Source organism: Micromonospora sp. WMMD730, from assembly GCF_049178955.1.
Classification (GTDB): domain Bacteria; phylum Actinomycetota; class Actinomycetes; order Mycobacteriales; family Micromonosporaceae; genus Micromonospora; species Micromonospora wenchangensis.
In genome coordinates this window covers 745,850-758,181 of record NZ_JBMHML010000002.1, presented here as the reverse complement: position 1 = coordinate 758,181, position 12,332 = coordinate 745,850, and the positions used below count along the sequence as shown (strand labels likewise).

Annotated in this window: 7 protein-coding genes and 1 pseudogene; 1 reads left to right on the top strand and 7 read right to left on the bottom strand. The window is 75.6% G+C overall.

Annotated features, from left to right (window positions below; translation table 11 throughout):
• Positions 1 to 513 (top strand): RrF2 family transcriptional regulator, encoded by a 513-nt coding sequence (locus ACN265_RS03545; protein WP_421406012.1) that lies wholly within the window; start codon positions 1 to 3, stop codon positions 511 to 513.
• 109 nt (positions 514 to 622) lie between these two features.
• Here ACN265_RS03545 and ACN265_RS03540 read toward each other — a convergent pair whose 3' ends face one another.
• From ACN265_RS03540 to ACN265_RS03510, 7 genes and pseudogenes are all read right to left on the bottom strand, one after another.
• Positions 623 to 823, bottom strand: coding sequence for a hypothetical protein (locus ACN265_RS03540; RefSeq protein ID WP_088644250.1), 201 nt, complete (start codon positions 821 to 823; stop codon positions 623 to 625).
• A gap of 453 nt (positions 824 to 1,276) precedes the next feature.
• The gene (locus tag ACN265_RS03535; RefSeq protein WP_421406011.1) at positions 1,277 to 2,647 is read right to left on the bottom strand and encodes a DEAD/DEAH box helicase; all 1,371 of its coding nucleotides are present in this window, start codon (positions 2,645 to 2,647) and stop codon (positions 1,277 to 1,279) included.
• A gap of 221 nt (positions 2,648 to 2,868) precedes the next feature.
• Positions 2,869 to 3,072 carry a transcription antiterminator/RNA stability regulator CspE gene (cspE, locus tag ACN265_RS03530; protein ID WP_007464836.1) on the bottom strand — a complete coding sequence of 68 codons (204 nt, stop codon included), beginning with the start codon at positions 3,070 to 3,072 and terminating at the stop codon, positions 2,869 to 2,871.
• A gap of 200 nt (positions 3,073 to 3,272) precedes the next feature.
• Positions 3,273 to 6,740 carry an ATP-dependent helicase gene (locus ACN265_RS03525; RefSeq protein WP_421406010.1) on the bottom strand — a complete coding sequence of 1,156 codons (3,468 nt, stop codon included), beginning with the start codon at positions 6,738 to 6,740 and terminating at the stop codon, positions 3,273 to 3,275.
• A 64-nt stretch (positions 6,741 to 6,804) separates the two neighbouring features.
• Complete coding sequence (locus ACN265_RS03520; protein WP_421411343.1) at positions 6,805 to 10,509, bottom strand: ATP-dependent helicase; 3,705 nt, start codon at positions 10,507 to 10,509, stop codon at positions 6,805 to 6,807.
• 298 nt (positions 10,510 to 10,807) lie between these two features.
• A complete protein-coding gene (locus tag ACN265_RS03515; protein ID WP_420118106.1) occupies positions 10,808 to 11,353 on the bottom strand; it encodes a TIGR00730 family Rossman fold protein in 546 nt (181 codons plus the stop codon).
• A 106-nt stretch (positions 11,354 to 11,459) separates the two neighbouring features.
• Positions 11,460 to 12,281: pseudogene (locus ACN265_RS03510) on the bottom strand (TIGR00730 family Rossman fold protein); the annotation flags it as partial.
• Positions 12,282 to 12,332 lie beyond the last annotated feature (51 nt).

Sequence of the window (12,332 nt, the reverse complement as noted above, 5' to 3'; positions counted from 1 at the left end):
GTGTACATCTCCGCGCGCAGCGATTACGCGCTCCGGGCCATGCTCGCCGTCGCCGCAGGCGGTGACGGCGAGCCCACCCGGCCCGACGACGGCCGATCCGACGGCCGTGACAGCGGACGCCCCGACGGCCGTGACGGCGGCCGATCCGACGGCGGTGGGGAGCTGGTCAAGGCGGCGAGTCTGGCGCGGGCGCAGGGCATCCCGCTGAGCTTCCTCCAGGGCATCCTGCTCGACCTGCGCCGCGCCGGCCTGTTGCACAGTCACCGGGGCACCGAGGGCGGCTACGCGCTGACGCGTCCCGCCTCGGAGATCAGCGTCGGGGACGTGCTGCGCGCCGTCAGTGGTTCGCTGACCACCGTACGGGGGCTGCCCGCCGAGGACGCCGGCTACCACGGGGTGGCCGCCGGCCTGCGCGACGTGTGGCTCGCGGTGGACGGCGCGATCGCCGTGGTGGTGGACCGGACCACGCTGACCGACCTGCTCATCCACCAGGAGCAGGCCCCGGCCCGCTGACGCCGGTCGCCCGTCGACCCGGGCCGCCCGTCCGGCCGTCGGTCCCCCAGGACCCGACGGTCGGACGGGACGCCCGGACCCACCGCCCCCACCGGCCCCCGCGGGAGGCTCAGCCGGCGGTCAGCTCGACCGTCGGCGGACGCCCCTCGTCGGGGCTGTGCAGTTCGACCAGCCCGGCCGGGGCGGCGCGCCCCGGCCTCGGGTGCCAGGGCGCGAACGCCGCGACCATGGCGAGCAGGAGCCCGGCACCCGCTACGGCGAACACCACCAGTAGCTCGCGCCCCGCTCCCGACTCAGCGTCGCCCCCCATGGTCACCCCTCCCGTGCCCGGCCGTGCCGGCCGGTTCTTCCCCCGGGAGCAAGCTTCGACCAGTCGGGCCGAATGGAACAGTCACCGATCGGACGCAATAGAGCCGGCAAGCCGACCGACCCGGACGCATGATCACCGAGGGTCCACACCCGACCCCGTACCGTCCCCGAACTGCGACGACACGCGCCCCGCGCCACACCCGGCTGCAAGATCAACACGCCTGGGCCGATGGTGCGGTCACCCGGCCAGCCGTCACCCCAACATCGACCCACTTGAGTCAATCTCCGCCGAGTGGTCGAACCGACCGCCGCCGCCCAGGGTGATCGACTCAAGTGAGGCGATGTTGCGGCATCCTCAACATGCCGACACCGCGACATCGGCCCCGTTGAGTCGATCTCCGCCGAGCGGTCGATCCCGGGGCGCGCCAGCGACGGGACCGGGAAGGCGCGGCGGTCAGGCGGTCCGGGGGCGACGCGGACGGCGGGACCGGCCCGAGGTCCGGTGCGGGCGGCCACCCTCGCCGCCGCCGCCACCGACGGCGGCCCGCGAACGGCCACCCTCGCCACCGGCAGCATGGGACCGACCGCCCTCGCCACCGGCACGTTGCCGGGCCGCCTGGGCGGGCTGCGGGACGACGATGGTCACCGGCACGCCGGACGGCTCACGGGCACCGGTCACCCGGGCCAGCGCGCCGTCGCCGAGGCGCACCTGGGTCGACTGCGGGGAGATGCCGGCGATGCTCATCAGCCGGGAGACGTCCCGGCGCTGCTCCGGCAGGACCAGGGTCACCACCTGACCGGCCTCACCGGCCCGCGCGGTCCGGCCACCCCGGTGCAGGTAGTCCTTCGCCTCGGTCGGCGGGTCCACGTTGACCACCATGTCGAGGCCGTCGACGTGGATGCCCCGGGCCGCCACATCGGTGGCGACCAGGGCGGTCACCTGACCGGTGCGGAACTGCTCCAGGATGCGGGTGCGCTGCGGCTGGGACTTCCCCCCGTGCAGCGCCGCGGCGCGTACGCCCTTGGCGAGCAACTGCCGGGCCATCCGGTCGGCGCGGTGCTTGGTCGCCATGAACAGGATGGTGCGGCCCTCACGGGCGGCGATCTGGGTCAGCGCGGCGGGCTTGTCGGCCGCATCGACATGCAGGACGTGGTGGGTCATCGCGGTCACCGTGGCAGTGCCCGGGTCCACCGAGTGCGACACCGGGTTGCTGAGGAACCGGCGCACGAGGCGGTCCACCCCGCCGTCCAGGGTCGCCGAGAAGAGCATCCGCTGGCCGTTCGGGGCGACCTGCTCCAGCAGCTTGGTCACCTGCGGCAGGAAGCCCATGTCGGCCATCTGGTCGGCCTCGTCGAGCACGGTGATGGCGACCTGGTCGAGCCGGGCGTCACCCCGGTTGATCAGGTCGTGCAGCCGGCCCGGGGTGGCGACCAGCACCTCGGCACCGGCGCGCAGGGCGTCCGCCTGCCGTTGCAGGGAGAGCCCACCGACCACGGTGACACAGCGCAGCCCCAGCGCCCGGGCGTACGGGGTGAGTGCCGTGGTGACCTGGGCGGCCAGTTCACGGGTGGGGACCAGCACCAGGGCGAGCGGACGGCCGGGGCGGGCCCGGTTACCGGCGGTGCGGTGCAGCAGCGGAAGCCCGAAGGCGAGGGTCTTGCCCGAGCCGGTGCGGCCCCGGCCGAGCACGTCCCGGCCGGCCAGCGAATCCGGCAGGGTGGCCGTCTGGATCGGGAACGGCTCGGTGATGCCCTGCTTGGTCAGCTCGGCGAGCAGCGCCGGCGCGAGGCCGGTCGCGGCGAAGGTGGGAATGGTCATGGTCATGCGGAATGCCTTCCTCGACGCGGCACGTGTCGAGGGAGGGCGCCGGGAGCCGGCGCGGTCGCCGACGGAGCAGTCCGTCGAGGACTCACAAGCACGAACCGATGGGATACGGGCCGGTCCGCCGCAGCACGCCGCGTCCCGCCGGAGCGGGGGGCGGCGCGGCGGACCGGTCCGTCACCAGGTCCGGAGGACCCGGTGGGTGTTACCGGCCGATCCGAAGATCAGAGCGGGCGGATGTTCTCCGCCTGCGGGCCCTTCTGGCCCTGGGTCACCTCGAACTCGACCCGCTGGTTCTCGTCCAGGCTCCGGTAGCCGGAGGACTGGATCGCCGAGAAGTGGGCGAAGACGTCGGCGCCGCCGCCGTCCGGGGTGATGAAGCCGAAGCCCTTGTCAGCGTTGAACCACTTGACGGTGCCAATTGCCATCTGTTTCGTCTCCTTGACGGAACGTCGGACCCGCACCTGTTGCGGGCCCGAAGAGCAGCGCTCCGCGCGGGGTGCGCGAATCGCCTGTTGTTTTTGGTCGCCCCGCCCGGAGAGCTCCGGACACAACAAAGAGCGCCTGGGGCCACAATCCGCCAGGCGCACACAGAGTCTCTGGAAACCAAAACTGCAACAAGAACAACCTACCACGGATCTCCCGCCGCGCCACCCCCCACCGGATTTTCCGGCAACCCGGCGATGATCGCGGTCAGCCCGTCGGCGTCCAGCAGGTCGGCCGGGCGCACCGTCACCCCCTCCCGGACGTAGTGGAAGGCGGCCCCCACCCGGTCCACCGGCACCCCGGCCAGCTCCGCCCAGGCCAGCCGGTAGACGGCGAGCTGCACCGCGACCACCCCGGCCTCCGCGCCGGTCGGCTGCCGTCCGGTCTTCCAGTCGACCACGTCGTACCGGCCGCCGGGGCGGGAGAAGACGGCGTCCATCCGGCCCCGGACGACCACCCCGGCCAGCACTGTGGCGAACGGCACCTCCACCTCCACCGGCACCCGGTCGGCCCACTCGCTGGCCAGGAAGCGCTCCTGGAGCTCGGCCAGCGCCCCGTCGGGCGCGGCGTCCGCGTCGGCGGCACCCGGCAACTCGTCCACGTCGAGCAGCCGGTCGATCCCGAACCGGGACTCCAGCCAGGCGTGGAAGGCGGTGCCCCGCCGGGCGTACGGGCTGGGCGGGGTGGGCATCGGCCGGCGCAGCGTACGGGCCAGTTGGGCCGGGTCCCGGCGCAGGGCCACCAGCTGGGTCACCGACAGGTGGTCGGGCAGCGTCACCTCGACCGCCTCGGCCTGCCGCAGCAGCTCCGCCCGCTCGGCCAGGAGCAGGTCCGCCTCCCGCCGCCACCGCACCACCTCCGGATCGGGCTCCGGACCGGCCGCCTGCGGATCAGCCGCCTCCCCGCCCGTCACCTGCGGGCCCGCCGGCTGCGGATCAGCCAGGTCACCGCTGGCCGGGGCGGGCGCACGGCGGGCCGCGTCGGGGTCGGCGAGGAAGCGGCGGACCAGGGCCGCCGCCTCGGTCAGCGCCGGCCGGCGCGGGCCCAGCGGGTCGGCCGGCCACTCCGCCCGCAACACCAGCGCGGTGGTCGGATTGACCGCGTCACCTGCCGGTTCGGGTGCCCACTCGTCGATCAGCAGTCCGTCGCCACCGGCCAGGCAGGCGTCGTACACCTCACGGAGCAGCACCGACGGGCCCCGGAACCGCTTGGTCCCCTCGCCCCACCAGTACCCGGAGCAGAGCAGCAGCCGCCGGGGCCGGGTCACCGCCACGTACGCCAGCCGGCGCTCCTCGCGTTCGTCGTGGGCCCGCCAGGCGTCGGTGAAGTCGGCCACCGCCCGGGCCACCCCCCGCTGGTCGGTCACCTCGGCCAGGTCGAGCGCGGGCAGCCCGTCGGCGTCCCCGCGCAGCGGGAACGGCAACACCCCGAGCCCGCCCAGCCAGTGGTCGGAGTTGCGGACCTGACCGGGCCAGCCGCCCCGGGTCAGCCCGGCGACCGCGACGACGTCCCACTCCAGCCCCTTGGCGGCGTGCGCGGTGAGCACCTGCACGGCACCCTCCACCACCTCCACCTCGCCCGGGGACAACCCCCGCTCCTCGTCCTCGGCGGCGGCCAGGTAGGCCAGGAAACCGGCGAGCGTCGCCGCCGGGGTCTCGCCGCTGAACCGGGCCGCCACGTCACCGAGCGCGTCCAGGTGCCCCCGGGCCAGTCCGGCGTCGCCGGTGCCGTCCCGGCCGGCCCGGACCGCCACCTCGACGTCCAGGCCGATGGTGCGTTCCACGTCCGCGATCAGCTCCGGCAGCGTCTGGTCCAGCCGGTAGCGCAGCAGGGCCAGTTCCATCCCGTACGACCGCAGCCGCGCGTAGCCCTCCGCCGAGTACGCCTGCGCCGGCCCCAGGTCGGCCAGCGCCTCCACCAGGGTCGCCTCGTCGAGGGCGTCCACCACGATCTCCGGACCGTCGTCGCCGGTCACCTCCCGGCGGGCGCGGGCGATGGCGCGCGCCCGCCGGTGCAGGGCCACCAGGTCACGTGGCCCGATCCGCCAGCGTGCCCCGGTCAGCAGGCGCAGCAGGGCCGCGCCGTCGGTCGGGTCGGCGAGCACCCGCAGGGTGCAGACCACGTCCCGTACCTCCGGGGTGTCCAGCAGCCCGCCCAGGCCGACCACCTCGACCGGCAGCCCCCGGGCCCGCAGGGCCGCCTCGATCGCCGGGATCTGGCTGCGGACCCGGACCAGCACGGCGGTGGGGGGCCGCTGCGGCACCGGGATGTGCTCGGGCAGCGCGCCGGGCATCCGGGCCGCCCCCCGCCAGGCGGCGAGCACGCTGTCGGCGATCCAGCCCGCCTCGTCGACGTACGTGGGCAGCAGCGCGCAGTGCACGGTGCCGGCGGCCCGCCCGCGCGGGCTGCGGTGCGGGATCGGGTCGCGGACGCTCAACGCGGCGTGCAGCTCCGGCACCCGGGCGCCGGCCGCGCGCAGCGGCACCGACAGCGCGTTGGCCACCCCGAGGATCTCCGGCCGGTTGCGCCAGCTCGTGGTGAGGCTCATCGCCCCGGCGGGGGTGCCGTCGGCACGGGCGAAGTCGGTGGGGAACCGGTCGAGCGTGCCGGCGCTGGCCCCCCGCCAACCGTAGATCGACTGGCAGGGGTCGCCGACCGCGGTGACCGGGTGACCGCCGCCGAACAGGTGGTTGAGCAGCACCACCTGGGCGTGGCTGGTGTCCTGGTACTCGTCGAGCAGCACCACCCGGTACCGGTCCCGCTCGACCGCGCCGACCGCCGGGTGGTCGCGGGCCACCCGGGCGGCGCGGGCGAGCTGGTCGGCGAAGTCCATCGCCTCGAAGTCGTCCTTGCGCCTGGCGTACGCCCGCACCAGCGGCAGCAGCTTCAGCCGGGTGCGTTGCAGCTGGAGGGCCTTGCGGACGTCGGCGTAGACCCGGCCCGGGTGGGACTGCACCTCGGCGAAGAACCGGCCCGTCCAGGCGGCCAGGGTGTCCGGGTCGACCAGGTGTTCGTCCAACTCGCCGGCCAGGGCGAGCACGGCGTCGGTGATGGTGCTGGGCATCCGGTCGACCTCGGCCATGTCGCCGTCGTAGTTGCGCACCAGCAGGTCGACGAGTTGCCACCGGGACGCCTCGGTGAGCAGCCGGGTGGTCGGCTCGTAGCCGGCCCGCAGCCCGTGCTCGGTGACGATCCGCCCCGCGTACGAGTGGTAGGTGGCGACGGTGGGCTCACCGGCCAGCGGATCGTCGAGCGGGTTGCGGGCCCGCCGCCCGAGCCGCCGCACCAGCTGGTCGAGCCGGGTACGCACCCGGTGCGCCAGCTCACCGGCCGCCTTGCGGGTGAAGGTCAGCCCGAGGATCTGCTCCGGGCGGACGTAGGAGTTGGCGACCAGCCAGACCACCCGGGCGGCCATCGTCTCGGTCTTGCCCGAACCGGCGCCCGCCACCACCAGCAGCGGCGCGACCGGCGCCGCGATGATCGCGGCCTGCTCGGTCGTGGGGGCGGGCAGCCGCAGCAGCCGGGCCAGCTCCACCGGCGTGTAGCGCGGCCCGGCGTCGGCGGTGCGCGGCGCGGGGGTGGCGGCGCTGAACAGGGTCGGCTGGGTCACCGCTCTCCCCTCGTCGCACACCGCGGCCCCGGCCGCCCGGTCGTCGGCGGCGCGGCCGACACGTTCACTCCCCGCCCGCCCGGTGCTCGCCGGTGGCCGGCGGCTCGACGACCTGCCGGCCCTGACCGGAGACCGGGCAGCTGGTCCGCACCGGGCAGACCCGGCACTTCGCGTTGGCGACGGCGGCGAAGGTCGAGGCGGCCATCGTATCGGCGGTGCGCCGGACCAGGGCGGTGGCCCAGCCGGCCTCGGGGCCCTGGCCGGCGGCGGCCTGGGTCTGCTCGCGGGCGTCCTTCGCGCCGGTGCCGAGCTGCACCAGCGCCGCACCCCCGGCCTCGTCGCCGAACTCGGCGAACCCGCCCGCCTCCACCGCCGCCTGGTACGCCCCGAGCTGCGGATGCTCGGCCACCTCCCGCTCGGTGACCGTCGTCGACTTGCCGGTCTTGAGGTCGATCACCACGAGTCGACCGTCGGCGTCGACCTCCAGCCGGTCGACCCGGCCGGTCAGCTCGATCGGACGGGTCGGGTCGTCGAGGCGGACCGCGAACTCGTGTTCGATGGCGAGCAGCCGGCGCGGGTTGCCGGCCAGCCAGCGCAGCAGCTTGTCCACCATGGCCTCGGCGCGTTCCCGTTCCGGACCGACCATCCACCGGGCCGCCAACTCGATCGCGTCGAACCGGGCGGCCACGTACTCCAGCAGGGCCGTCCGGTCGGCGCTGGCGTCCTCGGCCAGCATCGCGGCGGCGTGCACCAGGTTGCCGACGCCCTGGGCGGCGCTGGCCGGCCCGCTACCGCCGTGCCGTTCGAGCAGCCAGCGCAGGCTGCACCGCAGCGCGCTCTCCATCCCCGACGGGGTGACCCGCACCGGTTCGCCCTCGTCGGCCAGCGGCCGGTCGTCGGAGAGGCTGCGCAGGCCCCACCAGTCGTCGGGATGCGCGCCGGGGATGCCGGCGGCGGCCAGCCGGGCCAGTTCGGCCGCCGCCGCACGCCGCCGGGCCACCGACGCCGCCGGATCGACGATCGCGGTACGCAGCTCCGCCACCAGCGCGGAGAGGGTGAGCGCCCGGGGTGGCCGCCCGACGGGCAGCTCCCGGGTCGAGCCCTCCCCCGGTTCCCCGGCCGGGTCCTCACCGGGCCCGCCGGGCAGGTCCCCGACCGCCATCCCGGGTGGCTGCTCGCCCACCTTCCCGGGGATCTCGCCCGTCTTCCCGGGGATCCCGTCGGATGACCGACCCGGTCCGCTGTCGGCCGCGTGACCCCGCTCCCCCTCGGCCGTCTCGTCCCCCGCGCCGCCCTCACCGGGCCCGCCGCCGGGCGAGCCCGGGGTGGGGCTGCCGTCGGGGGCGATCGGGGTGGGGCCGTCTCCGGTGGGGCCGTCTCCGGTGGGGCCGTCTCCGGTGGGGCCGTCTCCGGTGGGGCCGTCTCCGGTGGGGCCGTCTCCGGTGGGGCCGTTTCCGTCCTGGTCGGTGACGCCGAGTTCGTGCAGGAAGCGGCTGGGCTGCTCCTCGTGGTCGTCGCCGCCGACGGCCGCCGAGGCGACGGCGGTGACCAGCAGCCGACGCCGGGCCCGGGTCACCGCGACGTGGAACAGCCGGCGTTCCTCGTCGAGCAGGGCGGAGGTCTGGCCGACCAGGCTGGCCCGGGTGCCGGTGCCGTCCGCCCGGCCGACCAGCACGTCGACCAGCCGTTCGGAGCCGAGCAGGCTGCCCCGCAACCGCAGGTCGGGCCAGACGCCCTCCTGCACGCCGGCCACCGCGACCAGGTCCCACTCCAGGCCCTTCGCCGCGTGCGCGGTGAGCAGGCGGACCGCCTCGCCCCGGTCGGCGCTGGCCGCCAGGGTGTCGGCCGGCAGGTCCTGGCCGAGGACGTGGTCGAGGAAGACCTCGGTGCGCGCGCCGGGCAACCGGTCGACGAACCGGGCCGCCGCGTCGAAGAGCACCAGTACCGCGTCGAGGTCCCGGTCGGCAGCCTCGGCCCGCCAGCGCTGGGCGGTCTCGTGCTCCCCGGTGGCCGCCCGCCCCCGGTTGATCGCCCCGGCCCAGCGCTCGGCGAGACCGCTGGCGTCCCACACCGCCCAGAGCACGTCCTCGGCGGTCGCCCCGGGCACGGCCGCCGCCGTCCGCGCGGTGGCGAGCAGCTCCGCCACCGTACGGGCCGGCTCGACCCAGCGCCGTTCGATGCCGGCCAGCTCCGCCGGGTCGGCCAGCGCCTCGACGATCAGCTCGCCGGAGGGCCGCCGGTCGCCCCGGGCCAGCGCGAGTGCCCGCAGCCCCTGCCGCAGCCGCCGCTCGGCGAGCGGATCGGCCCCACCCAACGGGGAGTGCAGCAGCGCGATCGCGGACTCCTCGTCGAGCCGGGCCGGTTCGAGCGCGCAGCGCAGCAGGAGCAGCAGCGGGGCGACCGCCGGTTGCAGGTGCAACGGCAGGTCCTCGCCGTGCACGACGGTGGGCACCCCGGCGGTGTGCAGCGCCCGGCGCAGCGACGGCAGGTGCAGGTGGGTCGAGCGGACCAGCACCGCCATCGCCGACCAGGGCACCCCGTCGAGCAGGTGGGCGGAGCGCAGCGCGTGGGCCAGCCAGGCGGCCTCGCTGGTGGCCGAGCGGAAGGTACGCACCTCGACGCTGCCGGGCGGCGCGTCGGGCAGGGGCCGCAGCCGCCGGTGCCCGGCGGGGCCGCGCAGCCGCCGGGCGAGTCGACCGGTGGCCCCGAGCAGCACCGCACCCGCCCGGTACGAGGTGGTCAGGGTGACCTGCGCCGCCGGTGCCCCGGAGGCGGTGCGGAACCGGTGCGGGAAGGCGGTCACCACGGCCGGGTCGGCACCCCGGAAGGCGTACGTGGAGGAGTCCGGGTCGGCGAACGCCACCAGGGACCGGCCACCGCCGGCCAGGACGGCCAGCAGGTCCTGTTGGGCCGGGTCGGTGTCGGCCAGCTCGTCGACGTAGACGTGGGCCAGCCGACGGCGTTCGGCCGCCATCAGCTCCGGATCGTCGAGGAGCATGCCGGTGGCCGCCCGCACCAGCTCGGCCGGGTCGTACGCCACGGAACCCCGGTTGCCGACGTCGCGCAGGGCGAGGACGGCGACGTACTCCCGCAGGAACCGGGCGGCGGCCGGCCAGTCGGCGCGGCCCAGCTTCTCCCCCAGCCGGGCCAGCTCCACCGGCCCGACGCCGCGTTCGGCGGCCCGCATCAGCAGGTCACGGAGCTGGGCGGCGAACGCCCGGGTACGCAGGGCGGGGAGCAGGTCGTCCGGCCAGCCGACCGGGTCGTCGCCGGGTTCACCGCCGACGACGTCGAGCAGCTCCCGGATGATCAGATCCTGTTCGGGGCCGGTGAGCAGCCGGGGGGAGGGTTCGCCCCGCTCGGCGGCGGCCCGGCGCAGCAGCCCGAAGGCGTACGCCGGGAAGGTGCGTACCAGCGGTTCCCGCAGCACCCGGTGGCCGTCGGCGGCGATCCGGGCCTCGATCCGGTGCCGCAGCCCGGTGGCCTGCCGGCGGCTGAAGGTGAGCACCAGCAGGCGTTCCGGGTCGACCCCCTCGGCGACCCGGGCGGCGACCGCCTCGACCAGGGTGCCGGTCTTGCCGGTGCCCGGCCCGCCGAGGACCAGCATCGGCCCGTCGGTGTGCGCCACGACCTGCGCCTGGAGCGGATCGTGCCGCCGCCCGTCGGGGCGCACGGCATCGCCCGCCGGACCCCGGACCGGTGGCGTCCCCTCGGGGCGCACGGCATCGCCCGCCGGACCCCGGACCGGTGGCGTCCCCTCGGGGCGCACGGCATCGCCCGCCGACCCTCCGGGCTGCGGCTCCCCCTCGACGCCGGCACCGGCCCGACCCGGCCCCTCGGCCGGCCCGCCGTGCCGACCGTCCCCCCGAACGCTCGCGGCGGACCGCCCGTCCTGCGGGCCCGGTCCGGCAGGTCGGCGCACCAGCCGGTACCCCTGCACCCCCACATCCCACCACGCCGGTACGACACCACCCACCGCACCACCCCGCCCAGGTCCGACCCGGCGCGGTGTGTCCCGGCGCGGACCCGCGCGGCATGTCCCGGCCCGGCCTGGCCCGGCCCCTCGGTCAGGGCAGCCGGGCCTCCAGGGCGTCGATCGCGGTGGCGACGGTCGGGGTGACCGTGAGCAGGTCCAGGCCGGCCGGCTTGAGGAAGGTCTGGTCGGTGATGGTGGCCAGCCAGTCGAGCAACGGACGGTAGAAGCCGTCGGTGTCGACCAGCACCATCGGCTTGGCGTGCATGGTCAGGGTGGCGGTGGTCCAGACCTCGAACAGCTCGTCCAGGGTGCCCAGTCCGCCGGGCAGGGTGAGGAACGCGTCCGACTTCTCGATCATGATGGTCTTGCGGCTGGCCATGCTGTCGGTGACCAGCAGTTCATCCGAGGCCAGGTCGGCGACCTCCAGGTCCACCAGCGCCTGCGGGATCACCCCGACGGTGCGTCCGCCGGCCGCCCGGGCCCCGTCGGCGAGGGCGCCCATCATGCCGACGCAGCCGCCGCCGCTGACCAGCGTGTGCCCGCGCCGGGCCAGCTCCGCGCCGGTCTCGGCGGCCAACTCCAGCCAGCGCTGGTCGAGGGTACGGGAGGAGGCGCAGAAGACACAGATCGCCGCCACCGGCTCAGCCCTCCCGGCCGTCGACGATGCCCCGGCCCGCGCCACCGGACCCGGTGCCGTTGGACGCCGTACCCGGGGAGGGGGTGGTGGTGTCGGCGGCCCGGCGGGCGGCCTGCTGGTCGGCGGCGGTACGCGCCACCGCCGCCTCGCGGACCGCCTCCTGGTCGGCGGCGAGCGCCGCCTCGGCCTCGACGATGTGCCGGACCGCGGCGTCCACGTCGTCGGTGAGGCAGATCAACTCCAGGTCCACCGGGCCGATCTTGCCCTCGGCGGCCATGCTGTCCCGCAGCCAGTCGAGCAGCCCCCGCCAGTAGTCGGTGCCCATCAGCACCACCGGGAACCGGGTCACCTTCCCGGTCTGCACCAACGTCAACGCCTCGAACAGCTCGTCCATGGTGCCGAACCCACCCGGCAGCACGACGAACGCCTGGGCGTACTTGACGAACATGGTCTTGCGGGCGAAGAAGTAGCGGAAGTCGATGGCCAGGTCGACCCAGTCGTTGAGCCCCTGCTCGAAGGGGAGTTCGATGCCCAGCCCGACGGAGAGGCCGCCGGCCTCGCTGGCCCCCCGGTTGGCCGCCTCCATCACGCCGGGGCCACCGCCGGTGATCACCGCGTAACCGGCCCGTGCCAGGCCCGCGCCCAACTCCTCGGCCAGCCGGCACTCGGGACTGTCGGGTTTACTACGGGCGGAGCCGAAGACGCTCACCGCGGGCGGCAGATCCGCTAACGTGTCGAAACCCTCGACGAACTCGGCGAGGATGCGCAGCGCCCGCCAGGCGTCCTTCGTCTTCCAGTCGCTGCGCCCCCGGGAGTCGAGTAACCGCTGGTCGGCAGTGCTGGTGGGGATCGCGCCACGGCGCAGCGTGACCGCCCCCCGGTGCCGCTCCGGATCGCGGCCCGACTGCCGCCCGTTGGTCTGACTCATGACAGCCACCGTAGTGGAGACGCACGTCAGGGCGGTGCCGGCCGACGGGTC